The following is a 26568-nucleotide window of genomic DNA, read 5'->3' on the forward strand; positions in this document are numbered from 1 at the left end:
CTGTTGTCGGAATAGTATGCATAAACAATTGTTCTCTTTGTTACAGGACTTGTTGTGTCATATACTGAAAGCTTATCTTCCTTCTTTGACCAGTTAACATAGTCATACTGTACACCATAGATATCCTCAAACGGTGTTACAAGTCCGTTTGCTACGTTATTTTGTGCATATGCCGTAACTACAGCATAATCACTTGAGTAGTAAGCATCCTCTACATTCTCTTTTCTTCTTACCTTAAACTTCTTATAGAAGTTTCTGCTTGTATCATTTAAGTGTAAATGATCAAGTACAGGCTTATTATCTACAAATGTTACCTTAAATGTCTTTGAATAAACAAGTACATATGAATGCTGCAAGTTACCTGTGAACTTAAGAAGTCCCGCATTGTTTGCTACATCTGTTGTAATTGTTATATCTACAGGATTGATATTACCTAAGCTGTCAGGTGTCACATCAAATAACTGGTAGTCAAGCTGATCTACGTCTTCTGCAGGAAGCTGTGCTATAACATCTACTGTTGCATTTGATGCTGTTGCAAGTATTCCGTTATTTACAAGTCTTCCGTTTACATATCTTTCAAGCTTGATATCAAGCCCGTATGCTGTTGTATGTGCATCCGGATGATCAACTCCCGATACTGAAACAGGCTTTACAGCTGTTTTCTCATTCGGTTTTGCATCTCTCTTGTTAAAGACTACCTTGTATTCTACTGTTGCACCGTTCACACTGTTAAGTGTTCTGTCAAGCGGTGTTGTAAGATCATGTGCAAGTCCCGGTATCTGACCAGGTGTAAGTCCGAACTCTCCTACACTACCGCCTCTTATTGTCTCTGTAAGATCCGCATCATCTCCCGCTACCTTGGTAGGTTCGTATACAGCCTTAAGTACAATATTTGAATTTGAAAGAGTAAATGAGTAATCAGCCTGTGTTATATTTCCGCTGACTCCTACCGCTCTTCCTGCAAGTACCTGCCAGTAAAGGAAGTTCTTGCCGTTTGCATCTACAGGATCTGCATGGATTACCACTCCTTCTCCTGCTTTTGCCTGATCGTATGTGTCATTTCCTACACTTGTTGTTCCTACAGTTACTACGCTTCCGCCCTTTGTCTCTACTACATACTTAGGTGCGTCCGCCATGTCTCCAGGATTTGCTATTATCTGATTTCCGTCAGGTAACTTTGTAAGTGGATTAGGAATTGAGCTGTCGCCCTTCTTTCTTGCCACTACCGTGTAGGTCTCATTTGGATTTAAGTTGTTGAAAGTAACTGTTGAAGGATTGTTTCCTACAGGAGTCATCCATCCGTTGTCACTTCCCGGATACTGCACTACGTTTCCGTTCTCATCTATAAGCGCATAGTCTGCGTCAGGATCCGCCGGATTGATAACGATCTGTGCCATACCGTCATTTTCAGGATCATATCCTATGTTGTAGTTATTATCTACTGTAGGAACATATACATCCTGTGGTGTTGATACCGATGTACCTGTTATAGAAGAAATCGGCTGACCTACAGTTGCTACCGTATCAGGGCTTCCTTCCTGTACATTGTAGTGTGCTCCCGGTATAAGGTTTGGAACTACTGTTCTGTTTCCTGTTGAATCTCCCGGTACCACTGCTACGATATTTCCGTTCGGATCACTTATTACATATACATTACCCGGTGTTGTACCGTCTATTACTATCTCACCACTTCCGTCATTTCCTATACGACCTGTAGGTGTGATAGATCCGATAGTACCGAATACGTTTGGATCCTGGCTGAAGAATGCTGTATATGTTGCATGATTTGTAAGTGTGCTGCTTCCCTGCATGAAGGCACCGTTTGGATCCTTCCAACCGTTAAACAAGTAGTTTGCTACAGGTGTAGCTGTAGGAAGCTGTCCTGTTATCTGACTCCATGTGTAATCAAACGGTATATGAAGTGTTGCAGGAGCTGATATTGAACCGTTGCTTCCTGCCGCAAAGTTGATATCAAACCACTTACTTGGGTCTTCTACAAACTTAGCATATACCGTTAAAGGTGTAGGATCTGTTGTCCTAAAGAAGTCTGTATCTCCTACAGGCTGTGTACATGCCGCATCCTTATACCATCCGTCAAACATATAGTAACGGTTAGGTGTTACACTTGGTACATAGTTTAATGCCTTTATCTTGCTGAACTTATATGCTCTTGCATCTCCTGCGCTTGTTCCGTCACTTAATAAGATGCTGTTTGCTGTTGTTGCCCCTACACTACCGTTATTATATGGTGCAGATGCTACCGCAAAGTTGATACTTGTCCACTTTGATGCATCTCTACTTAACATCCAGTCTACCTTTGTAGGTGTTGCAGGTGGAAGTACAGGCATTGTTCCTGTAAACTCTCCGGTTGTATTATTTGTTATACTTCCGAGTGTTGTAGGATTTTGATCTACGCTTGAGCTTGTGTCCCAAACATATCCGTATATCTTTTCAAGATTTGCTCCTGATGTCGGTAATCCCTCTACAAATGTTGTTCCTGCCATATGTGGTACAACCTCACTTGCAAGTACGGTATTATCGACTCTGTCAAAGTATCTCTTTATCAGGTTGTTTCCTGAATCATTTGTATACTTAAATACTATTGTTACATTCTGGTTAGGCATCTTTGCAACAAAGTTACCGTTTGCCAAATCTTCATCAATTATAAGGTTATTCACTCCGTCATCAATACCGATTGTATATAGCGGTGTTGAAGGAGCTGTTCTACCCTGTGTAACTGTAAATGTAGAATATGAGAACCCTGTAATATCATTCTTCTTTGCAGCACTAATCTGCTGCTCTGCAAGTCTTGTTACCGTTGTTGTAGGTGCTATTACATTTCCTGCCAAATCCTCATGTCTTACTTCAAATGTAAATCTTTGTGAAGGATCTACCGAATACTTATAGTAAAGTGCGATTGCAAGCGGTGGCATACTTGTTACAGTAAGTCTTCCCGGATGCGCATCTGTTGCAGGAGCTATAGTTCCTGTAGCAGCTGTATTAGGTGTCTTCGTTCCACTGTCATATATATATCCCGGTATAGGTCCTATAGGATCCTTTGTAAAGCTGTCCGCTACATGACGTGTATTGTCAACATCTGTAAAGAATGTAATAGGAGTTGACAAACTCTTGTTTGTAAACTTTCTTGTTATTGCAAATGTTCCCGATCCCGGTGTCCACTTTGCATAGAACTTTTTAACTCCTGTTACAACAGGTATCGGGAAAGATCCGCTTGGATAAGGTATCACAGTACCTATATCGGTATCACCTGAATCAAATATACCATTTCCGTTTGCATCATTGTACTGCTGCCATCCTACAAGATCATATCCAAGCCTTGTACTCTGTGGAACAGAAATATTTGATGTGGCTCCTGTAGGTTCCGTTTTGTCAGGAACCGCTGAACCGCTTTGTGGATCAAACTTATATGTAGCCTCATCTTTAATAAGATTGATTCTAATACTTACATTCTCACCCGGCATTGTACCTGTTAAGTTTCCGTTTGCATCTATTGATATCGAATCCGGAAGGTTCATCGCCGGATTTGCACTTACATCATACTTATATCCGCTGATTGCAGGTATGTTATACTTTATCTCACCACCTGCAGGCGTTCCCTTTGAGTAAGGGTTTGCATCTACATAGTTTTCTGTAGGAGGTACAGGTGCAGGTATTGTAAAATCTGCAAAGTTAAATGATGAACCGTCAGGCTTTAAATATGTCAAAGCAAATGTATATATAGTTGCATGAAGATATATAACCTTTGCATCCTCTAATGTTCCTGCAGTTACATGTGCCACAGTCTTTACACCGTCTCCGGCTCCTATAGTCTGTCCTGAAATATCGGATTGGAAGTTTGCAGGAGAATATGGCAATGAACCGCCTGAAGCTCTGTCGGCATAGTCCGCCAATACACTACCCTCACTGTTTGTTGTCGGAAGCGCATCTCCTGTCATTCCTATTCCCATTTTACCGCTTATAGAATTTCCGGACTCAACAAATATAGGCTTCTTGTTTATTAAAACGTTTCCGTCTTTTGTCTTTACATCCGCAGTACCAAATGTACCGTTATACATCTTTGATCCCGTAACATCCAGACTTCCATTTACTGTAATAGGATATAATCCTGTTCCTAAATTAGATTCTGTTGAGTCAATAGCCGCACCGTCATCCAAAGATATATTGTCTTTAATTGCAGCGCTTCCTCCTGCAGCATTTATATCAAGAACACCGGTTCCTGAAATCTTAAATACTGAAGGTACTTTCGCTCCTGTTACCTTAAACTCTTTAATAACCGTTCCGGCTTTTACACTTACCTTACCTTTATCAAGATCAAAAGCAGGCGCTGTAGCAGTCGCATGGTCCTTATTTCCGTCAACTATAACATCACGGAAGTTTAGCATTGAGTCATTATCACCCATCTTAAACAACTCACCTGTAAAACCGTCAGCTCTCTTTAAAGTGGCTGTATTTGATTTTATAGAAGGATTGAACTTCTGATAACCTGTATAAGTTGTAAGATTAGGATTATTAAAGTCTGCTGTCTGAATAGTTATCTCAGTACCGTTTGGAATAGTTAAGGTTTCACCAATTTGCGCATCACTCTGTAAATAGATATACGCTTTCTTTATTCCTCTTGCACTAATATCAGCTATAGCATCCTTTACTGAGTTTATAGGTCTACCCATAAATCCGGCTATCTGTCCGCTTGTACCCGTATTTCCTGAACCGTCTGATACATAGTATACTGACGGCTTAATAGCTATCATAAATGTAGCGGTTTTTTGCTCTCTTGGCTTTAAGTTAAAGTATGCAGAAAACGCCGCCGCACTATCACCATCATTTACCATTCCCGGGAATCCCTGTGAGAAAACCCAGTCTGTATGATTATTGCTTGCTGTAGAGGAGTATCTCATACCCCAAACACGGTTTTCACTGGGATCTTGATTATTTCTCTTTGCCATTCCGGCTCCGTTTCCTGATGAATATATATCGAAAACAGTTAAAGGATGGTATGAGGATGTATGGCTTTGGAAATGAAGTCCTTCGAACTTCTCTCCCGCACCATGTCTTGTAGTAAAGATAGGAACATCATCCTGAGAAGGAAGCATAGTATCTGTCTCATTACCGACCATAAAATCTACAGTGTCTGTAGCACTTGGGTTGTATGCAGTATACTGAACTGCAATATACTGATCATCATCTGACGGTTTTATCTCCTGACGAAGTTCAACAGTCTTTCCACCGTCAGTTAATGTGAGAACTTCACCGTTATAATGAGAAGTTCCTGTATGAAGTTCCTTCTTTCTTGAAGCACCCTGGAAGAGTGATGTCTGTGGCTGAGCACCATTCCACGCAGTTGCAAATACATCTGCAGGACCTTCTGTAGGATTAGCCGAATTCGGCTCTGTGTATACAGTAGTACCTGATGCTTCATAATCTGTACGCTCTGCATCAGTTCCTATACGATATGGTTTACCAAATGAGTAGTATCCGTGCCACCAACATGACCCATACTGTGTAAATATCTCAGGTCTTGTGCTCGTATCACCTGCATGAACATATGTAGCTCCCGGATAATACCCTCTTGTATTATTCGCTCTGTCTTTTGAACTCTTTAAACCGCCAAGTCCAAAGGTAAATGTATCCTTTGCACCTCTGGTACCTTGATTATTTGTACTTTGATGCCCGTCAGCATTACCAAATGCAAACGTAGTTGAATCAGATGAACCATAAGTAAATGATCCCTTTGAAGACGGCGAAGTGTCCCTTACCTGGCTTACCCATTTATTACTGTTTCCGTCTCCCGGACTTAGGTTTGTGTTAGGCGATAACCCTGCTGCCATCGCAGTCATATTGCCCAGCGGAGCCCCTGTAAGGACCATGGCTCCTGCAAGCAATCCGGCAGTCGCCTGCTTTACCTTCCTTATTAAATTATTTTTCTTCATATCTCTCCTCTAACTATCTGTCAAAGAGAACAAAATCACTGTCCAAGTTGTTCAATCCGTCTGTGGCATATGTGATTTCCGCTCCCCATCTGTCATGTCTGTCGGCACTTGAATCATAGTGATAGAATCTTCCGTTCTTCTTTCTCGGTCTGTCACTATCACTTACTCTTGCTACGAACTTTGAGTTTGAAACTACTATCCAGTTGCCCTCTCCGTCCTTCAGAATCTTTGTGCCTTTGACTACTTTACCGTTTGAGTCTACGACTACATACTCGCCGTGACCTGTTCTTGTGTCCTTAAGAATACCGTACTTAAGGCTTGCGTCAGCATCCAGTCTTAAACCGTTGAAGTAAAACTTACCGTCGTTCTTTGCAAGTGTGCATCTTGCTCCGATAGCCTTACCGTTGTCTTTGAAACCGAATACAACGTTTTGATCTCTAAGAGATACTGTAACCTCACCGGTAATCATTGAACCGTCATTAAGCTCATCTGTACCGAAGAGATATAAGCTTCCTCTGTCGATTGCAGCTATAGGTGAGTTGAGAGCGTCTGTAAGGAAGTCTTCCTTTGTCCACTCATCTACGTCGTATTTGATACCGAAAGTATCATCTTCCAACATAATTACAAAACCTGTCTGCATACGTCCGATCTCATCGAAAGCGTATTTTCTTCCAAGTACTGTAGCTATTTTATCTTTAATTACACTACCGTCTTTCTTTGTTCTGAACCAGCTGTGCTCTTCAGTATCATAGTCATACTGACTCATAACTTCATTCGGTACTGTAAATGTCCAGTAATCGTCTTTAAGTTCACCGTCTGTATCAAGTGAACCGTACTTTACTTTAGCATTGCTTGCTGTAGCTCTTATGTTTGCGTTGGTCACGGAAAGTTGAGGTATCATTACACCGTTCTCATCAAACAGGTATGCTTTACCGTTTATCTCTCTCTGCCTTGACTGATCTGTGCTGCTTGCAGCGTACTTTCTTCCGTTAGCCCCGAAGTACAGCCACATCTCATCATACTCACTGTAGTTTCTCTGTCCAAGCTCCGAATATCCCGGATTCTCTCCTACCTGTGAATAAAGTAACCACTGATCCGCATACATTGCTCCGTCATCACCGAAGTAGTATTTCGCACTCTTAAACGGATTGTCATCTTCTACCGCATTGCCCTCTGCATCGAAGAATCCTTTAAGCATTACTCCTTCTTCATCAAAAAGATATCTCTTTCCGTTGATTTCATGAGTATATACTCTTCCGTCTTTACCCTTGTACGCTTTTCCGTCGGCACCAAAGTAATACCATGCATCATTATCGTCGATATCTTTTGCAAGAACCCAACGATTAGCCGCCATTACACCGTCGGCATCCAAATAATAAATGCCGTCTCCTACGGTAACGATTGAATCTTTTACCATGTTACCGTCATCACCCAGATAATACCATGCGTCACCCGACTTTCTCCAAGCCTCGGACACTGCATTATTGGCATTGTCCAGATATCTCCACTCACCGTTTGAGTTATCCCATCCTTCTGCATGTGCAGTAGAAGGGTTTGCCCAAAGGAACAGAGCGGAAACCGCCAGCAAGCCTGCTTGGCTTACTATGCTCTTTTTGTTCATCAAACTACCTCCTTGATTGTTTGTCTGCCGGAATATAAGGTCCTATACTGTGTTCAACATGCATACTCCCATATCACTGCTTAATGTATTTTCATTAAATCAGTCACTCTATTATATCCAGTCAGAATATTTATATATATTTCTTCAATGTAAACAAAATAACCCACAAAAATATTTGCCCATTATATTTTCGTAAGTCTCTCATTATCATTAAAGAAATTTATATCGTATTTAATATGTAAAAACTCGTATAAATTTCTCGTCTTATGTCGCATTATATGCGATTTTGTGCGTAATAAAAACAAGTCCCTACACTTAAGCGTTAACTACACTATTCTAATTTGTATAGTATGACAATATAATATTATTGAATGGTATCTTTGTCAAATAAGTCAATACGATGAATATAAGATATTTTTATTATTTTTATATATGAACCTGAGCCAAGCAGTTATAAACTATTGGTTGTATTGTATATATTTATTAATGTTTTATCATATTTTTATTATTTATTAATGATGAAATTTATTTATACTCATTTTATTTTTTTAAATTTTTATTTTATTACTTTTTGCAACAAAAAAAGCCGACAGAATATACGATACTTTTCTGACATATCTTGTAATATTCCTTCGACTTTTTGTTTGCTATTTATATTTTTTGAAAATAAATTATTTCTTTGCCGCTGTTGTCTCAGGCGTCTTGATTTCTGAAGGTGCCTTTGTTGTCTCACCTGCAGTATCAACTCCCGCTCTGTCCTCTGTTACTATTGCTGCGGCGCTGTCCTTTGAAACCACATTGTCCTTACCTACAGATACTATGAAGTAATATCCTTCAGACTGGAATACGATATTGCTGTCCCCCTTCATACCTACGGTAAGGTATGCATCGTTTGACTCAAGTCCTGTGGCTTTCTCGCCTTCCATCTGTTCCAGAATGTCATCAAGCTTAACGCTGTCTGCAGTGAAGCTTAAAAGGTCACCGGCCTTGGCACTTACAGCTTCAAGTACATATCCACCCGACTTGTCATCATAGTAATGTAAAACTCTCTCCGGATCTGCATACTTTACAATTCTCTCACCCGCTTCAGCCTTCTCATCAGATGCGGCTGTTCCGAATGCACTTCCTACATCATCAAATGACTCATCAAGGTGATTTGCTATCTCATAGTTTATATCCACTTTCACACTTGCAGCCGTTGTTGTCTCTGCAGTGGTGCTTTCCTCAGCCTTTGTAGTGGTTTCTGCAACTGACTGTGTTGTTTCTGCAGTTTCTTTTTTTGAACCGCATGCACTGAATAATAATGCACTTCCCATTGTCAATCCTAAAACTGTTATCAAAAATCTTTTCTTCATATTTAATTCCTCCTAAGTCAAATGACTGTATGCTTTGTAAACATCATTTTGATATCTGACACTATATCACTTGAAACTTATAAAAACAAGTTTTTAATATGAAAGTATTTTTTAAGAAATGATTTATATTCTTTTATCCCAATACCAACTTTGCCGCACCGTATATTCCGGCATCATTTCCAAGCTTTGCCAGTACTATATCGGCCTTATTCTTTGTTATCGGTGTATAGTACTCAAATTTTTCTCTTATTTTATCTATAAGGAAATCTCCTGCTTTTGATACTCCGCCACCTATAACAAATACTTCCGGATCTACAGTCATTGCCAAGTGTGAAAGCGCTATTCCGAGATACTTTGAAACTGTATCCACAACTTCAAGTGCTATAGCATCACCCGCCTTGGCCGCATCAAGTACGTCCTTTGCGGTTATATCCTCCAGTAAAGCAAGTCTTGATGCAACTTTCTTTGTTGCAAGAAGCCTTTTTGCCTCTCTTACTATTCCTGTAGCACTTGATATCTGTTCAAGACAACCTTTTCCGCCGCAATTACATTTTTCAGTCTCAGACTCTCTGACATGCATATGCCCTATCTCTCCGCCAAGACCGTGCTTTCCCGGAACAATTTTCCCGTCTATTATAATTCCTCCACCTACTCCGGTTCCAAGAGTTACCATTACAGAATCCTGCTGATGCTTTGCACCTCCCATCCATGCTTCTCCAAGTGCCGCCACATTTGCATCGTTACCGAGAGCCACAGGCATACCTGCAAGTAAGTCTGAGAGTATTCTGGCAGGAAAAACTTCTCTCCATCCTATATTTACCACTACCTCTATAAATCCGTTAGGCATTACAGGTCCCGGAACTCCCATTCCTACACCTACACAATCTGTAAGAGTAAGTCTTGCCTCTTTCAAGGTTTCTTTTATAGACTTTCCTATTTTTTCGATAAGTGCCTTAGGATCGTTTTTAGGCTCCGTAGGTATTTCCCACTTTTTTAAAAGATTTCCGTTAAGTGTGAATATACCCAACTTTACACTTGTTCCTCCAATGTCAACTCCTACGCATACCTGTTCCATATTTTCTCCTTTATATTACTTAAGTACTATTCCTCTAAAGTCATTATCTCCAAGTATTGTAAATCCTGATAACAACCCTCTTTTTACAATCTTATGTATATTTGAATCAAGACTACCGCTATATTTTATTACACCTGCCGTGTTCATTATTATCGCCTTATCATCCTTTGTCAGATAAATGTACCCTTTTTGCATATCAAGATTTGAAAAATCTCCCAAAAACTCTTTTTTCAAAATAACATCGCCGGTTTTCGAGTATATATATAATGTGTGATTAAATTTTTCCGATGTGTTTTTATATACTACACAAAGTTTATTTCCCTCAAAGTCCACAGCTTCAATATCTTCTTCAGCCTTTATTGTCTTAATAAGCTTCGGAGAAGCAACATTCTTTGACGAGAAGAAATAAAGTCCGTCAGAAGCAATTGCTACCGAATTTATTTTATCAAAATACCTTACTCTTGCCACCATTGAAGAGACAAACTCTTCATCAAAGCCGCCTACGACTCTATTCGGCATATTTTGTCCGATATCCGAGAAATCATAAAAAACGACTCTTCCCATCATTGAACTGCCCTTTAAGTACTGGAATGTTGCCATAAGTGCGGTTCCGTCAGGCGACAATGCTATATCTGTAGGAAAGCCGTCTCCGGCAAGCTTCGACTTTATACTTATGTTAAGCTGTTCCCCCTCCTTGTTATAGAAAAATATATATGTGGAATTTGAATCTTCTACCAATATGGTAATTATACCGTTTTTTGATACGACAGCCTTAAGTATCGGTAAATCGGTACCTATCGTCGCCACCCTGCCGTCTTTTGTATAGCTTTCAAGATCATTTCCTCCGACATCAAATATTATCACATATTTACCGTTATTATCGGTCTTTGGATTTGACATCTCATAGCTTTCTATCCACACTTCTTTTCCGCCGGGCTTTAAATACAATGCACCGTCTTTTGAATACTTTAAAAAACCGTTACCAAGCTTTTCATAGCCTACAAGGCTGCCCTCACTGAGTTCATGAATCCATTTCAGTTTAAATTTATCATAACTCTTATAGCGGTTTATTAATGCAAATACAACTGTGAAAGCAGTTATTAAAGCAAGCAGGAGGAGGATAAACCTCCCCCTTTCTGCAAAAAAGTTGACATTTTGTCTTCTTCTTGATCTTGGAGCATCTTTCTCATCAAGATCGGCAGTTACTATTATTCTGCCTTTAAGCTCCCGCTTCTTTATTTCCTTATCTTCTATCATCTCTTATCCGTTTTGTCTTCTTTGGTACAGATCTATAGCCTCAATCAGATTGGACGCTTCATTGTCATTTATAAGTTTTTGTAACACCTCTATCTTTGACGGCTGTAAAAAGTCTCTTCCAAGATATGATTCATACTTATCGGATATGTCCAAGTTTATCTCCGATCTTCTTGCAGCTATACTTCCGAGGCTTTGCTTTGTTACCTCAAGCTCATTGTTCAGACTCTCAAGTTTTTCTTTTGAATTATTCGTTATCTCATCTGCAATAATTTTCTTTGTGCTGTTTTCAAACTCGCTTACAGCTGCAGTTTTCTTATCCTTTATACTCTGTACATTAATCTTTGCTTCTTCTATCTCTACATCAAAAGCTCCCAAATCATACTTTTCCTCTGACGAGTCGTTATTTATCTCTTTTGTTATCAACTTGATTCTCTTAAAATCATTGTCAATAGTATCTCTCATGGCTCTTATCCTAAGTAAGCTGTCTATATGTCTTGCTTTTGTAAGATTTCCTATCAAAATATACAATCCGCCTATCAAAATAATAACCGCAAAGCAAATAAAAGGTAAATATATAGTTCTGTGATTCGGTATCAATTTATAGATCACCATAGGTATTGCAAGGAATGTTACAAGTACCGCTAAAACTATTTTTACAAAATCAAAGAATTTGTGTGGAAAATAAAATGTGTGATACAATCTCCCTCCGCAAAATCCCGGCAATTTTTCTTTTTTTATCTCGCTTTTTATTTCAGATTTTGTATTCGCTATATGATCATGTAACTCTTTAGTTTCTTCGGCAATTCTTTCACTTACCTTTTTACTCTTTGCCTTACCCTTCTTTGCCTCCAAAGATTTTCGGATATCTTCAGCCTTTTTAATCTCGGCATCATATGTGGAAGTTATCTCTTTTAATCTTTTAGATGTGGTCTCGGATATTCTGCCTTCCACGGCTTTCTTTTCAGCTTCTATAGCTTTTGATACCCTCTCGCCTTCCGCTCTGAGCCTTTCCTCCTCTGTGCTTAATGTATCAAGCTCCAACAGGGCACTTTTTGCACCTTCAAAAAAACTGTCATAGTCTAAAATAGGTTCTGCCATAATACACTCTCCATTTTTTTATTATTCTTCTATTATTTGTATTTCCAGATAGTCAAAATCTATTTGTTCTATAAAGTTGTCAGCATTAAATCTGACTTTACCTCTATAAGCAAAGTCATCTATATTCGGCAAAAGCCATATAGGTTCTGCTATATCAAATTCATGACATATCTCTCTAATCGCATCAAATACCATTGTTTTTCTGTCTTTACTGTAATCTCCATCTGTTGCAACATGGTCTTTTTCCATACGGTTATCTGTGAATATCTTGCCCCAAAGCCTGAACATATTTAGTTGAGCCTCTTTAGAAGTTCTTCTCTCTGACTTTCATATCCCGGTTTTCCAAGCAGTGCAAACATATTGCTCTTATAGCTTTCAACTCCCGGCTGATTGAACGGATTTACACCGAGTATATATCCGCTTACTCCGCATGCAAACTCGTAGAAATAGAACAAACTTCCAAGTGAGAACGGGCTTTCATCAGGTATATTTATTTTAAGATTCGGAACATCACCGTCTGTATGTGCAAGTATTGTTCCGTTCATTGCAGACTTGTTTACAAAATCCACACTCTTTCCTGCCAAGTAATTCATGCCGTCTGTATCCGTCTCTTCTTCTTTTAAAAGAATCTCTACAGGTGACTCTTCAATATCAAGTACGGTTTCAAACAACATTCTTCCACCGTCCTGAATATACTGTCCCATAGAATGTAAGTCTGTTGTCAAATCCACAGCAGCCGGGAAAATACCTCTGCCGTCCTTACCCTCACTCTCACCAAAGAGCTGCTTTACCCATTCAGAAACATAGTGAAGACTCGGCTCATAGTTTGCCGTAACTTCCACATTTTTTCCTTTTCTTAGGAATATATTTCTGATTGCAGCATATAATAATGAAGGATTTTCCTCAAAAGGCTTTCCGATTACTTCTTCTCTCATAGCTGCAGCACCTGCCATAAGCTCATCAATATCTATTCCCGCAACAGCTATCGGAAGCAGACCTACAGCTGTAAGTACCGAGAATCTTCCGCCTATATCATCAGGTACTACGAAGCTCTCATATCCTTCTTCGTTAGCAAGTGATTTAAGTGCGCCTCTTGCCTTATCTGTAGTTGCATAAATTCTTTTATTTGCTTCTTCTCTTCCGTACTTTTCTATAAGAAGTTCTTTAAATACTCTAAAACTGATAGCCGGCTCTGTTGTAGTTCCCGACTTTGATATTATATTTATAGAAAAATCTTTATCTTTCAAAACATCCTTCAAATCGGCTATATACTTTGATGATATTGAATTTCCGCAAAATATTATCTGTGGTGTTTTTCTCTGTGATTTATCCAGACAGTTGTAAAAACTGTGGCTCAAAAACTCTATTGCAGCTCTGGCACCAAGGTATGAACCTCCGATACCTACCACCAAGAGCACATCTGAATCACTTTGTATTTTCTTTGCTGTAGTCTTTATTCTTTCAAACTCTTCCTTATCATAGTATACAGGAAGATCTATCCAACCAAGAAAATCGGATCCTGCTCCCGACTTTGATAATAATGTATCTCTGGCATTCAATGCGGTTGTTTTAAAGTTTTGAAGCTCATCCTCCCCCAAAAATGCCATTGCTTTTGAATAATCAAAACTTACTGTCTTGTTCATATTACACGCCTTTCTGTATTTATAATGTGTTACGGTCATATATAACCATAATGTTCTAAAACAATATATTGTTTTTATTTTATAACAACTATATACTATTGGCAATAGTAGGAAGTATCAATAGTTTCTATTAATCTTGTAGTAAGCTTCACACAATTTTCTATTGCCTTTCTTTCAAACTCGGCATAGTCCATACTTGCACTGTCATCCGCCTTATCGGATATGGCTCTCACTATAAGTGCTTTCATTCCGTTCAAATATGCAACCTGTGCTATTGCGGCACCCTCCATCTCCGTACAGTATCCGCCAAAAGTTTTTTTCAAATCTTCCTTTGTCTCTTTATCCGATACAAAAATATCACCGCTGAGTACTCTTCCTTCAAACACTGAAATATCTTTAAGCTCTTTCTCGCAGATTTCCTTTGCGATACTTCTAAGTCCGTCATCTGTAGGGAATGCAAATACATCCATTCTCGGTACCTGTCCTCTCGGATATCCGAAGCCTTCAACATTCATATCATGAATTACGGTATCTGTGGAGAGCACTATATCTCCTATATTTATCTCATTCTTCAGTGAACCGGCAATTCCGGTATTTATTACCGTTCCCACTTTGAATCTGTCCGCCAGTATCTGAGTACATGCCGCCGCATTCACTTTTCCTATACCTGAGCGTACCACGGTGACAGACTTTCCGCTTATCTTTCCCTGTACAAACTCCATACCCGCTATGACTTTTGTCTCTTTATTTTCCATAATTTCTTTTAACTTTGAAATTTCCTCTTCCATAGCACCGATTATACCAATCATTACATTCTCCTCACTTGAATATTTATACTTGTTAAATTATACTTAATATATAGGTTTAATTATAACATAAAGAATGGAAATAATATGAAAAAAATAATATTAACAGGTGGCGGTACCGCAGGACATATCACACCGAACATCGCTCTCTTGCCTGCATTAAAGGAAGCCGGATTTGATATCAAATATATAGGCAGTAAAAACGGTATGGAAGAAGGTCTTATAAAAGCTCAGAATATTCCATATGAAGGAATATCTTCCGGAAAGCTCAGGAGATACTTTGACTTAAAAAACTTCAGCGATCCTTTCAAGGTCCTTAAAGGACTCTTTGAAGCAAAAAGTATAATAAAAAAATACTCACCCGATATTGTCTTTTCAAAGGGTGGCTTTGTCAGTGTTCCTGTAGTAATGGCTGCGGCTTTTTTAAAGATTCCGGTTATTATACATGAATCGGATATTACACCGGGACTTGCAAATAAAATAGCCACCAAGTTTGCTACCAAGATATGTACCAATTTCCCCGAAACATTGCAGTATCTTCCTAAGAACAAGGCTGTACTTACAGGTTCGCCAATTAGGAAAGAGCTTTTAAGCGGTAACAAAGAAGAAGCTCTCAAACTTACAGGATTTGACAATAAACCGACTCTTCTTATCATAGGGGGAAGTCTCGGCTCCGTCATAGTAAATACGGCAATCAGAAAATCTCTGGATGATATATTGAAAGAATTTAATGTAATACATATCTGCGGCAAAGGTAATGTAGACGAAAAACTTGTGGGAAGAGAAGGCTATCTTCAATATGAATATGTGGATAAGGAGCTGAAAGATTTCTTTGCTCTTGCCGATTTGGTCGTTTCAAGAGCCGGTGCAAATACAATATGCGAGCTTTTGGCACTCAGAAAACCGAATCTTTTGATACCGCTCTCAGGTGCCGCTTCAAGAGGTGATCAGATTTTAAACGCCGAATCATTTGAAAATGCAGGTTACTCAAAAGTCATAGATGAAGAGGCACTTACAAATATTTCACTTGCCGTGGAAATATCGGAACTTTATAAAAACAGACAAAAATATATAGATGCCATGTCAAACTCGGATGCCACAAACGGTGTGGAAAATATTATCAATTTGATAAAGCAGTATAGCTAGAATTTTCATACAAACCCGACAAAGCGTCTACTTAAGATTCCATAATCACAAATACTTAAGCTCTTTGAAAGTTTTTTCAATTTTCAGAGAGCTTTTCTATATATCAAATACATATTTTTTAATTACTTAATTGTTTTAGCTTATTCTATTGTTTTTACTTTTTTTGATATACAATATAAACAATTTTATATTTTATAATAGTATAAAACTACCATAGACAATTATTTTCACAATATTGTATAATTTTTGAAAATGATGACAATTCAGGTTGAGTTTTACAGGCTTTCAGCCCACTTTTTATAGCTAACTCAACTGATTGTAACGATAAGGAGGACTTTTTGTGAAAAAGAAAATTTTAAGTGTTCTTATGGCAGGTGCATTGTGCACAGGCTTACTTGCAGGATGTGGCGGCGGCAAAGAAGCTTCCACAAGCAGTTCACAGGCTGCAGATAATGCGGCAACTGCTACAGATGACAATACTCTTACAGTATGGTGCTGGGACCCTGCATTCAATATCAATGCAATGAATGAGGCGGCTAAGGTTTATCAGAAAGATCACCCTGATTTCAAGCTCAATGTAGTGGAAACTCCATGGCCTGATTTACAGACAAAGCTAAACACAGCAGGTGTTGCAGGTGATTTATCTACATTACCGGATGTTTTCCTTATGCAGGATAACGCATTCTGGAAAAATCAGATTTCATTCCCTGATGTTTTTGCAGATTTGACTGCAACAAAGGCATTTGATTTTACACAGTTTGCACCGGGTAAGTTAGCTTATTCAACAGTAAACAATGTAAACTACGGTGTTCCTTTTGATAATGGAACCGTTATATCTGCCTACAGAACAGATATCCTTGAGCAGGCAGGCTATACTGTAGACGATCTTACAGATATCGACTGGGACAGATATATAGAAATCGGTAAAGATGTGCTTGCAAAGACAGGAAAGCCTTTACTTTCATCTATGGCTAATGAATCAGATATTATAATGATTATACTTCAGTCTACAGGTGCTTCACTCTTTGATGACAAGGGTGACCCGAATATCGTAGGAAACGAAACATTGAAGAAGGCTCTTGAGACATATAAAAAGCTTGAGGAATCAGGTGTTATGGTTCTTGTAAACGACTGGGATCAGTATATCACCACAATGAATACAGAAACTGTAGCAGGAACTATCAACGGTTGTTGGATTATGGGTTCTATCAGAGCTGCAGAGGATCAATCGGGAAAATGGGCTGTAACAAATCTGCCTAAACTTGCAGGCGTAGGCGAGCAGACAAACTATTCAAACAACGGTGGTTCAAGCTGGGCTGTAAATGCAGGTTCAAAGAAGAAAGATTTGGCAGTTGATTTCCTTGCAAAGACATTTGCCGGAAGCACAGATCTTTATGACAACATTCTTCCAAGCGGTGCATTGGCTACATGGTTACCTGCAGGAGGTACAGCGGCTTATTCAGAGAAGGTTGAGTTCTTCGGCGGACAGGAAGTTTATAAACTCCTTACAGACTTCGCCTCAAAGACACCAAAGAATAATACAGGTGTTTACTACTACGAAGCAAGAGATGCCGTAGCGGCTGCTGCAACAAATATTGTTGCAGGCGCTGATGTTGACAGCGAGCTTAAGACTGTACAGGACACTGTTAATTTCGCAATGGGTAAATAATATTTTAAGATTTTGTCAGGGGGTAGGTTTGGCCATGGTCAAGTCTGCCCCTTGTTTAATCGAAGGAGAAATTTATGGGGAATAAGAAAAAACTTTCACTCTCACAAAAACAAAATATATCAGGTTGGATATTTTTGACTCCTGCTACCGTGCTTATAGCCGTTATGAGTTTTTATCCTATGATAAGAGCCATAATTTTGTCTATGCAAAGCGGTGTGGGCGCAAAAATTTCTTTTGCCGGATTGACAAATTATAAGAGAATGTTTGCTGATGCAATCTTTATGCAGTCTTTGAAAAACACCTTTATATACCTGATAGTTCAGGTACCTATAATGCTTTTATTTGCTCTTCTTTTGGCATCTTTACTTAATGATAAGCATTTAAGGTTTAAGGGGCTTTTCAGAACCTGTATTTTCCTGCCATGTGCTACATCTCTTGTATCATATGCCATTATATTCAGATCGCTCTTTGCAGTGGACGGATATATAAATACCGCTCTTGTCAACCTTGGAATTTTGCACACAGGCTATAATTTCCTTTCAAATCCTTTTGCGGCGAGAATTGTTATTATAATCGCTCTGCTTTGGAGATGGACAGGCTACAATATGGTTTTCTATCTTGCAGGACTTCAAAATATAGAGTATTCCATATATGAAGCCGCAAAGATTGACGGTGCAACATATTTCCAGATACTCAGAAAGATAACCATCCCGCTTTTAAAGCCGATGATTTTACTTACTGCTATCATGTCAACAAACGGTACATTGCAGTTGTTTGACGAGTCCGTCAACCTTACAAGCGGCGGTCCGGCTAATGCAACTATAACAATGTCTCATTATATTTATAACTCTTCGTTTAAGTATGTACCTAATTTCGGCTATTCAGCCGCCATGTCATTCTTTATTTTGATTTTGGTGGCGGTACTCGCCGCAATACAGATGAAAGTAGGTGACAAGCGTGACTAAGATAAGAACTGTTGCAAAATATGTATTTTTGACCATTGTTTCACTTATATCGATTTTCCCTCTATACTGGATGGCAGTCAGTGCCACTCATGCCAGTATAGATGTAATAAGAGGTGCTCTCCTTCCCGGAAACTATCTCTTTAAAAACCTTTCAAACCTGCTTGCAGCAAGCGATGTAAGAGGTGCTATGATAAACTCATTTAAATACTCAATAATGATGACAATATTGGCACTATTTATTTGCTCACTTGCCGGATACGGTTTTGAAATCTATCATGATAAGGCAAAGGATGCTATCATGGCTGTACTTTTGTTGGCAATGATGGTTCCTTTTGTAGCTATTATGATCCCGCTCTTTCAGATGTTTTCAAAATGGGGACTTTTAAATACAACTTTAGGATTTTTACTTCCTACATTGTCCACTCCGTTTTTGATAATGCTGTTTAGACAGAGTGCCAGATCATTCCCACATGATATTCTTGAAGCTGCAAGACTTGACGGATTAAATGAATTTAATATATTCCTTAGAATATTTATTCCTACCATGAAGTCCACCTATGCTTCAGCAGCCATCATTACATTCATGGGTGCATGGAACTCATATCTTTGGCCAAAGGTAATAATGACTGAGAAAACATCCATTACAATGCCTATGCTTGTAGCAAACTTAAAAGAAGGTTATGTAACCGACTACGGTGTACTGATGCTTGCTGTACTTCTTTGCAGCATACCTACAGTTATAATATTCTTCGTACTCCAAAAGCAATTTGCTGAAGGAATTACAGGTGCTGTAAAGTAATATATGATATGCTTTTTAAAGGTGTGAAAACTTGTATCAAGATTTCATACCTTTTATTGATAAAATATAATTTTAAGAGAGGTAAAAATGAATAAAGATATTTTAAAAAACCTTTTAGAACCCACTGTTTTTGAGGAAAACAGACTTCCGGCACATTCAGATCATAAGGTATTTGCAAATAGGAATGAACTTATAAGGGGCGAGTCTTCTTTATACTATGATTTGAACGGTATATGGAAATTTGATTACTCCATCAATCCCGATTCCACTCCTGACGGATTTGAACTTTTAAGCTTTGACTGCAGAAACTGGGAGGATATCCGAGTTCCTGCACATATACAAATGGAAGGCTATGACAGACCTCACTATGCCAATGTTGCATACCCATGGGACGGTAGACAAAAGCTTAAATCAGGTCAGTCTCCTATGGACTTTAACCCTGTTGCAAGCTATGTAAAATACTTTACATTACCTGAAAGTTTCACAGGCAAGGATATTGTTTTAAGAATGGAAGGTGTTGAGAGTGCGGCCGCCATATGGTTAAACGGACACTACATAGGCTACTGTGAGGACAGTTTTACTCCTTCCGAGTTTGATTTAAGTAAATATATAGTTAAGGGTGAGAACAAGCTTGCAATACAGGTTACAAAATGGTGTTCGGGCAGCTGGCTTGAGGATCAGGATTTCTTCAGATTCTCAGGAATTTTTAGAGATATCTGTCTATATGCAAGGCCTAAATGCCATTTACAGGATATAGGTGTAAATCAGATATTTGAAAATAAGAATCTTGATAAAGTCAAACTTAATATATCATTGACTCTAAGTCAAAGCGCCAAAGTCAAACTCAGATTATATGACGCTTTTGATATGACTTTAAAATCAAACGAGTTTAAGTGTTTCTTTGATGAAACTGTTGTGGCAAAGCTTGATAAGGATCAGGTTTCGGGTGAAAATAATGTTTTCCTTGAGATAAATAATCCGAAGCTTTGGAGTGCCGAAATTCCAAATCTTTATACTCTGTATATTGAAATATATGACGGTGATAATTTACTTGAAGTAACCTCTGTGAAAATCGGTATTAGATTATTTGAAAAAAATTCAGCTAATATAATGACTGTCAACGGTAAAAGAATTGTGTTTGCCGGTGTGGACAGACATGATTTCAGCTCCAAATCAGGTCGTGCAATAAGCTATGCGGAAGTCAAAAAAGATATAGTTACCATGAAAGAAAACAATATCAATGCTATAAGAACAAGCCATTATCCAAACTGCTCCGCACTATATGAGCTCTGTGATATCTACGGCATCTATCTTATGGATGAATGTAATCTTGAGTCTCACGGCAGCTGGGGCGGTCTTCTTAGCGGTGTTTCAGACTATGATATGGTGGTTCCGGGCGATAAAAAAGAGTGGATGCCTCTACTTCTTGACAGAGCAAACTCCATGTATATGAGGGACAGAAATCACTCTTCAATTCTTATCTGGTCATGTGGAAATGAGAGTTATGGCGGTAGCGATATATATGAGATGAGCGAGTTCTTCAGGAAAAAAGATTCAAGCAGACTTGTCCACTATGAGGGAGTTTTTAATGACCGTCGCTATAATGATACTTCAGATATCGAAAGCAGAATGTATGCCAAGGTAGCTGATGTAAAGGAATTTTTAAAAACTCACAGAGATAAACCTTTTATTGAATGTGAATATACTCATGCAATGGGTAACTCCTGTGGAGGTATGCAGCTTTATACCGAGCTTGCATGGGAAGAGGAGCTTTTCCAAGGTGGATTTATCTGGGACTATATCGATCAAAGCATTACCGGTAAGGATCCTTTCGGCAATGATACTCAGTACTACGGAGGAGATTTTGATGACTCTCCTACCGACTATAACTTCAGCGGAAACGGTATAGTGTACGGAGGCGACAGGGATATATCTCCTAAAATTCAGGCGGTAAGATATAATTACAGACCTGTTGATTTAAAGATAGACTTTGACAAAGACTTATTATATGTACACAACAGAAATCTTTTTAGAGATTTGAATGACTATAAATTTGTTATTTATATAAAGAAATTCGGAAAGACTTTATATGAAAACAGTTTTTCTTTAAAAGGTGAAGGATTGTCAAAGACTGAGCATTCTCTAAATATAAAAGAAAAAGCCGAAAAGCTTTTTGATATATACGGCGATGAGCTTGTTATAGGTGTCAAGGCCGTTTTTGATGTTGAAACCTTATATAACCTTGGCGAAGTTTCATTTACAGAAGTTGTTTTAAGAGAAGGTAATAAGGCATATGATGCTCTTTTCTCAAAATTTGATAATACTGTTATTTGCGATACTCCTCTCTGTGAAAATAAACCCTATAAACTCACAATGGGAGTTATGAACTTCGGAATAAAGGGGGATAATTTTGAGGCTCTGTTCTCTCAGAATTTCGGCGGACTTGTGTCTTACAGATATGCAGGAAAAGAGCTGCTTAAAGCTATACCGAGACCTAATTTCTGGAGACAGCCTACAGACAATGATTTCGGCAACAATATGCCTTTCAGGTATTCCAAATGGAAAACCGCTTCACTGTATGCCACTACAAAAGTTCCACGTGAAGACAGTACTTACTGGCCTGCATTCAGACCTGTTATAAAGGAATATGATACTTATGTATCTGTGACTTATAAATATGCTTTGCCTGCTTGTGCCGATGAGCTTACTGTGGAATATGAAGTTTATGGTGACGGCAGTATAAAGATAAACATGGACTATAAGAGTGAAACAGGTCACTATGATTTACCTGAGTTCGGTACAATGTTTAAGTTAAAGCCTGAATATGAAAATATTTCATGGTATGGTGCAGGTCCTATGGAAACTTACTCAGACAGATTACCGGGTGCAAAGATTGACCTTTTTGAAGGTAAGGTAGCAAATCAGCTTGCTAAATATCTCTCACCACAGGAGAGCGGCAATAAATCTCATGTAAGATTTGCAAAGCTTACCGATAAGAAGGGACGAGGCCTTATAGTTGCAGGAAACTGTATCAATGTTTCAGCTCTTGCCTATACTCCAAGTGAGATTGAAGAGGCAAGACATGATTTTGAATTACCGCCTGTTACAAAGACTGTACTTCGTGTAAATCTTGCACAGATGGGTATTGGAGGTGATGATACCTGGGGCGCACCTACTCTTGAAGATTACCTGATAAAGGGTGAAGGCAATTTGAAATTCAGCTTTGTTATAAAGGGAATATAAATATTTCAATGAGATTTGCCGATATTAAGGTAAATTTACATTAACTTAAAAAGAAACTCTAAACTGTCTTACAGTTCGGAGTTTCTTTTTCTATACAATATATTATTTATTATCTTGCAACATATACGCCCGACTCATTTACAAAGTATCCGTCAGGTGTTGTGGTATTTGAAAGCATATTTCCTCTGTTAAGATCCATATAGTACCAGTTGCCGCCGATATTCTGCCAGCCTACAAGCATATATCCGTCAGCATTGAAATAGTACCATTCACCGCCTATCTGCTTCCATGATGAAGTTACATATGTACCGTCAGAGAATGCATACCACCAACCTGTAGCATTTCTCTGCCATGTGCCTTGAAGTGTTGTAGCATTCTTACTCTCATTGTAATTGTTTGCAGCCTCAGCCTGACTTATTGTTACCGTGCTTGATGATACCCATGCACTGTTCTTTGTACCGTCACTGTTTACAGCTCTAACCTTCAATGTGTATGTACCTGACTTTGTCATAAGTGACTTAAAGTTTGCACTGTTTGTAGTAAAACTCTGCACTCCGCCGACTGTGGATGTGTTGTCTCTTATAAGCTTCACCTGATAACCTGAAGCTCCCTGAGATATACTCCATGCCGCCTGACCGTTATTACTTAAATTTACCGTTTCTATAGGTGATACCTGATTTATCAACGCCGGTAACTGAATATCTACGTATAAATCATTTGAGCTGTTCTCTCTTCTTGCTTCTATAAGCTCTCCACCTGTTATTTTAAAATCTTCAGCCTTATACACACTGAAGTAATAATTATCGTCTGCAGCCAAATGTACTGTAATCTTAGGAGTATCTGTAATCTCCCAGGTAGTACCCTTATCCATAAAATCAACGCCTTCAATACTGTAGCTGCTGCCTGATACATTTACCGTAATATCATTTATATCTCTTTCTTTACCTACTGTAATAGCATCCGATTTTATATTTATCTTTACAGATTTGATTCCCGATGCTGCAAATGCAGTCATAGATGCCGCCAAACTTATTATTCCGCTTATTGCCGCTACGGCAAATTTTCTTCCAAAATTTCTCATATATTTCCTTTCACTCATATCTATATGTTTATATAATATTCTCTTCATACTATTAAATACTATATTAGAGTTTCAGTCAATTACTATTATATGATATTTTCTTTAAAATACTTACCAAAAGGTTACAATCAAATTTTGTAATTTTACACTAAAAAAGGCGACAGCTAATCGCTATCGCCCTATTATTATCTTGCAACATCTGCCACTCTTGATTCTCTGATCACATTTACTTTTATTTGACCCGGATATTGCATCTCTTCTTCTATTCTCTTTGAGATGTTTCTGGCTAAAATAACCATATCGTCATCACTTACTTTCTCAGGCAATACCATGATTCTTACCTCACGGCCTGCTTGGATAGCAAATGACTTCTCAACTCCGTCAAATGATGTAGTGATTTCCTCAAGCTGACTCAGTCTGTTAGTATATGTCTCCAGTGTTTCTCTTCTTGCCCCCGGTCTTGCTGCAGAAATAGTATCTGCCGCCTGTACCAAACATGCAATAAGTGAATCCGGATCAACATCTCCATGATGTGATTCTACAGAATTGATTACAACCGGATGTTCCTTGTACTTCTTACAAAGCTCCACACCAATCTGTACATGTGAACCCTCCACCTCATGGTCGATGGCTTTTCCAATATCATGTAGTAAACCGGCTCTCTTCGCCAATCTGATATCCACTCCAACTTCTGCTGCCAAAAGTCCTGACAATTGTGCCACTTCAATAGAATGTTTTAAAGCATTCTGACCATAACTGGTCCTAAATTTCATTCTTCCAAGTAATTTTATGAGCTCAGGATGTATACCGTGCACACCTACTTCGAGTGCAGCATTCTCGCCTTCCTCTCTCATAATACCGTCAACTTCTTTCTTTGCCCTATCCACCATCTCTTCAATTCTTGCAGGGTGAATACGACCGTCAACAATCAACTTCTCAAGTGCTACTCTGGCCACTTCTCTTCTTACAGGATCAAAACAGGATAAAACTACCGCCTCAGGGGTATCGTCAATGATAAGCTCTACTCCTGTAAGCTGTTCCAGTGTACGTATATTTCTACCCTCACGACCTATGATTCTACCCTTCATATCGTCGTTAGGTAAAGCCACTACTGAAACCGTCGTTTCCGCTACATGGTCCGCCGCACATCTTTGAATTGCAGTGACCACATATTCCTTAGCCTTTTTCTCGGCTTCATCCTTTGCGGCATTCTCAAGCTCTTTAATAAGCTTTGCCTTGTCATGTTTTACTTCATCTTCAACTGATTGTAACAAAAATTCCTTAGCCTGGTCACTTGTGAGTCCGGATATTTTCTCAAGCTCGGCAATTCCCTTATCATACAGTGATTCAACTTCCTTGCTCCTTGTGAGTATCTTCTCCTCTCTTGCAAGAACACTCTCTTCTTTCTTTTCAAGTAAATCCTGCTTCTTGTCCAAGTTCTCTTCTTTACTAAGTACTCTTTTCTCATAGCGGGCTAACTCTGCCCTTCTTTCTTTCACCTCTCTATCAAGCTCATTTTTTGTCTTTATAGACTCTTCTTTTGCTTCCAAGAGAGCTTCACGTTTCTTTGTCTCGGCTGTTTTTAAGGCTTCCTCTATTATTTCTCTGGATTTAATCTCTGCTGATCCGATCTTATCTTCATATGACTTCTTACGATGAGCAATCGCTAAACTCCAACTTAGAGGCGCCACAACAACTATTGAGAGTATTACCGCTATTATTATACTTCCCAGTTGTGACATAAAAGCACCTCCTTATTCAATTTTCATTGTTCAAAACAACATTTTAATTTTAACAAAAAATGAACAAAAAGTAAAGTCGGTAAGGATTGTATACAGATGACAGCATAGGGAAAAGTGTATGCTACGAAAAAATATTATTCATATACACTTTCAACTATAATAACTGATTGTGTTTAACAAAAATACTATTTTAAATCTTATTTCTATGCATACTAATTGTATTTATTCTCAAAGAACATATTATATGCCCTATCAGCTATTACCTTTGTTCCACAGTAGTCCACACAACCACCCGCTATAGATCCCAAAATTGGAACACTCTTCCCTAGATTTACAGTCCCTGTTGTTCCAAACTTTGTTATAAATCTAAACCCTATTAGTTGATTGATTTTCATCAGAACCGCTCCGGGGATTTTTTCTATGATTTTTGTTGCTGTTTTGGTACTTATGCTCACAGTGGTTTTTTTCAAAAATTGTGATATAGGTACTCCCATCAAACAAGACAGTACAAGTGCCTGTGTTTGTTCATTTTTAACTTCATAACCAGCCATATATGCAATACATGCTATCATTCTCATTTGCATATATATAACGCTGCTTAAATTTAGCGGTAAAGTTATTGGCAACGTTATAATTCCACCCATTCCAGACAGAATTCCACTTGTTGCACATTTCCCTATTTGTATTCTCATCATGGCTTTACAAGCTTCTTCCATTCCAACATACCTATCCATGTATTCTTTTGCCATCATACTTACATGAGAACCACCTCCAACGACTCCATTTATTGCACTATTATACAATATATTAAGTGACTTTATACCCATACTTGCTTCTACCACTTGTTTTTTCATTATATACTTCTCTTTATACTAATTATTCTTTATTCTATCTGTAATGTACTCCAAAACTGCTACCACTACCTGCTTTAATAAACCCTTTCTCCAATCTGTCATCTTATCTTTCCTCCATGTGCTACTCAACCTATTTATTCTTTATTTCGTCTGTAATATATTCTAAAACTGCTACTATTATCTGCTTTAATAAATCCTTTTTCCAATCTGACTTCTTATCTTTCCTCCTTATACTACTCTATCTATTTATCCTTTATTCCGTCTGT

17 protein-coding genes are annotated in these 26568 nt (G+C 38.5%); 5 read left to right on the forward strand and 12 right to left on the reverse strand.

Annotated elements, in window-relative coordinates; genetic code table 11:
- The 9 genes from HMPREF1135_RS09465 to HMPREF1135_RS09505 form a co-directional block, all read right to left on the reverse strand.
- The coding region (locus tag HMPREF1135_RS09465; protein ID WP_007594630.1) for a hypothetical protein at positions 1–5948 on the reverse strand (5948 nt) is incomplete at its 3' end.
- A 13-nt stretch (positions 5949–5961) separates the two neighbouring features.
- Entirely contained in the window at positions 5962–7569 is a 1608-nt protein-coding gene (locus HMPREF1135_RS09470) for an N-acetylmuramoyl-L-alanine amidase family protein (protein ID WP_007594632.1), read from the reverse strand.
- A 671-nt stretch (positions 7570–8240) separates the two neighbouring features.
- A complete protein-coding gene (locus HMPREF1135_RS09475; RefSeq protein WP_007594633.1) occupies positions 8241–8924 on the reverse strand; it encodes a hypothetical protein in 684 nt (227 codons plus the stop codon).
- Positions 8925–9057: 133 nt separating this feature from the next.
- The gene (locus tag HMPREF1135_RS09480; RefSeq protein ID WP_007594634.1) at positions 9058–9999 is read right to left on the reverse strand and encodes an ROK family glucokinase; all 942 of its coding nucleotides are present in this window, start codon (positions 9997–9999) and stop codon (positions 9058–9060) included.
- Between the two features lie 15 nt (positions 10000–10014).
- Positions 10015–11256 (reverse strand): DUF5711 family protein, encoded by a 1242-nt coding sequence (locus tag HMPREF1135_RS09485; protein WP_007594635.1) that lies wholly within the window; start codon positions 11254–11256, stop codon positions 10015–10017.
- 3 nt (positions 11257–11259) lie between these two features.
- Positions 11260–12354: a hypothetical protein gene (locus tag HMPREF1135_RS09490; protein ID WP_007594636.1), complete on the reverse strand. Its 1095-nt coding sequence runs from the start codon at positions 12352–12354 to the stop codon at positions 11260–11262.
- 21 nt (positions 12355–12375) lie between these two features.
- Entirely contained in the window at positions 12376–12642 is a 267-nt protein-coding gene (locus tag HMPREF1135_RS09495; RefSeq protein ID WP_007594637.1) for a hypothetical protein, read from the reverse strand.
- A gap of 2 nt (positions 12643–12644) precedes the next feature.
- A complete protein-coding gene (locus HMPREF1135_RS09500; protein ID WP_007594647.1) occupies positions 12645–13997 on the reverse strand; it encodes a glucose-6-phosphate isomerase in 1353 nt (450 codons plus the stop codon).
- Between the two features lie 95 nt (positions 13998–14092).
- The gene (locus tag HMPREF1135_RS09505) at positions 14093–14806 is read right to left on the reverse strand and encodes a 5'-methylthioadenosine/adenosylhomocysteine nucleosidase (RefSeq protein WP_007594648.1); all 714 of its coding nucleotides are present in this window, start codon (positions 14804–14806) and stop codon (positions 14093–14095) included.
- An 84-nt stretch (positions 14807–14890) separates the two neighbouring features.
- On the opposite strand from HMPREF1135_RS09505, the gene HMPREF1135_RS09510 reads away from it, so the two are divergent.
- The 5 genes from HMPREF1135_RS09510 to HMPREF1135_RS09530 all read left to right on the forward strand — a co-directional run bounded on the left by HMPREF1135_RS09510 (position 14891) and on the right by HMPREF1135_RS09530 (position 22625).
- Positions 14891–15949, forward strand: coding sequence for an undecaprenyldiphospho-muramoylpentapeptide beta-N-acetylglucosaminyltransferase (locus tag HMPREF1135_RS09510; protein WP_007594650.1), 1059 nt, complete (start codon positions 14891–14893; stop codon positions 15947–15949).
- 340 nt (positions 15950–16289) lie between these two features.
- Positions 16290–17618: an ABC transporter substrate-binding protein gene (locus HMPREF1135_RS09515; protein ID WP_007594652.1), complete on the forward strand. Its 1329-nt coding sequence runs from the start codon at positions 16290–16292 to the stop codon at positions 17616–17618.
- Between the two features lie 74 nt (positions 17619–17692).
- A complete protein-coding gene (locus HMPREF1135_RS09520; protein WP_007594654.1) occupies positions 17693–18583 on the forward strand; it encodes a carbohydrate ABC transporter permease in 891 nt (296 codons plus the stop codon).
- Positions 18576–19382 (forward strand): carbohydrate ABC transporter permease, encoded by an 807-nt coding sequence (locus HMPREF1135_RS09525; protein ID WP_007594656.1) that lies wholly within the window; start codon positions 18576–18578, stop codon positions 19380–19382. Before HMPREF1135_RS09520 ends, HMPREF1135_RS09525 begins: the two co-directional genes overlap by 8 nt.
- An 87-nt stretch (positions 19383–19469) precedes the next feature.
- A complete protein-coding gene (locus HMPREF1135_RS09530) occupies positions 19470–22625 on the forward strand; it encodes a glycoside hydrolase family 2 TIM barrel-domain containing protein (RefSeq protein ID WP_007594659.1) in 3156 nt (1051 codons plus the stop codon).
- A gap of 109 nt (positions 22626–22734) precedes the next feature.
- On the opposite strand, the gene HMPREF1135_RS09535 is transcribed toward HMPREF1135_RS09530, so the two are convergent.
- From HMPREF1135_RS09535 to HMPREF1135_RS09545, 3 genes are all read right to left on the reverse strand, one after another.
- Positions 22735–23706 (reverse strand): cell wall-binding protein, encoded by a 972-nt coding sequence (locus HMPREF1135_RS09535; RefSeq protein ID WP_007594661.1) that lies wholly within the window; start codon positions 23704–23706, stop codon positions 22735–22737.
- A 185-nt stretch (positions 23707–23891) separates the two neighbouring features.
- Positions 23892–25448, reverse strand: coding sequence for a ribonuclease Y (gene rny, locus HMPREF1135_RS09540; protein WP_007594663.1), 1557 nt, complete (start codon positions 25446–25448; stop codon positions 23892–23894).
- Positions 25449–25660: 212 nt separating this feature from the next.
- Entirely contained in the window at positions 25661–26302 is a 642-nt protein-coding gene (locus HMPREF1135_RS09545; RefSeq protein WP_007594665.1) for an EcsC family protein, read from the reverse strand.
- Positions 26303–26568 lie beyond the last annotated feature (266 nt).

The organism is Lachnoanaerobaculum sp. OBRC5-5 (assembly GCF_000296385.1).
Classification (GTDB): Bacteria; Bacillota; Clostridia; order Lachnospirales; family Lachnospiraceae; genus Lachnoanaerobaculum.

Excerpts from the sequence above, each read along its gene's own strand:
- HMPREF1135_RS09470 (WP_007594632.1), bottom strand. The coding sequence starts at position 7,569 with ATGAACAAAAAGAGCATAGTAAGCCAAGCAGGCTTGCTGGCGGTTTCC.
- HMPREF1135_RS09475 (WP_007594633.1), bottom strand. The coding sequence starts at position 8,924 with ATGAAGAAAAGATTTTTGATAACAGTTTTAGGATTGACAATGGGAAGT.
- HMPREF1135_RS09480 (WP_007594634.1), bottom strand. The coding sequence starts at position 9,999 with ATGGAACAGGTATGCGTAGGAGTTGACATTGGAGGAACAAGTGTAAAG.
- HMPREF1135_RS09485 (WP_007594635.1), bottom strand. The coding sequence starts at position 11,256 with ATGATAGAAGATAAGGAAATAAAGAAGCGGGAGCTTAAAGGCAGAATA.
- HMPREF1135_RS09490 (WP_007594636.1), bottom strand. The coding sequence starts at position 12,354 with ATGGCAGAACCTATTTTAGACTATGACAGTTTTTTTGAAGGTGCAAAA.
- HMPREF1135_RS09495 (WP_007594637.1), bottom strand. The coding sequence starts at position 12,642 with ATGTTCAGGCTTTGGGGCAAGATATTCACAGATAACCGTATGGAAAAA.
- HMPREF1135_RS09500 (WP_007594647.1), bottom strand. The coding sequence starts at position 13,997 with ATGAACAAGACAGTAAGTTTTGATTATTCAAAAGCAATGGCATTTTTG.
- HMPREF1135_RS09505 (WP_007594648.1), bottom strand. The coding sequence starts at position 14,806 with ATGATTGGTATAATCGGTGCTATGGAAGAGGAAATTTCAAAGTTAAAA.
- HMPREF1135_RS09510 (WP_007594650.1), top strand. The coding sequence starts at position 14,891 with ATGAAAAAAATAATATTAACAGGTGGCGGTACCGCAGGACATATCACA.
- HMPREF1135_RS09520 (WP_007594654.1), top strand. The coding sequence starts at position 17,693 with ATGGGGAATAAGAAAAAACTTTCACTCTCACAAAAACAAAATATATCA.
- HMPREF1135_RS09530 (WP_007594659.1), top strand. The coding sequence starts at position 19,470 with ATGAATAAAGATATTTTAAAAAACCTTTTAGAACCCACTGTTTTTGAG.
- HMPREF1135_RS09535 (WP_007594661.1), bottom strand. The coding sequence starts at position 23,706 with ATGAGAAATTTTGGAAGAAAATTTGCCGTAGCGGCAATAAGCGGAATA.
- rny (WP_007594663.1), bottom strand. The coding sequence starts at position 25,448 with ATGTCACAACTGGGAAGTATAATAATAGCGGTAATACTCTCAATAGTT.
- HMPREF1135_RS09545 (WP_007594665.1), bottom strand. The coding sequence starts at position 26,302 with ATGAAAAAACAAGTGGTAGAAGCAAGTATGGGTATAAAGTCACTTAAT.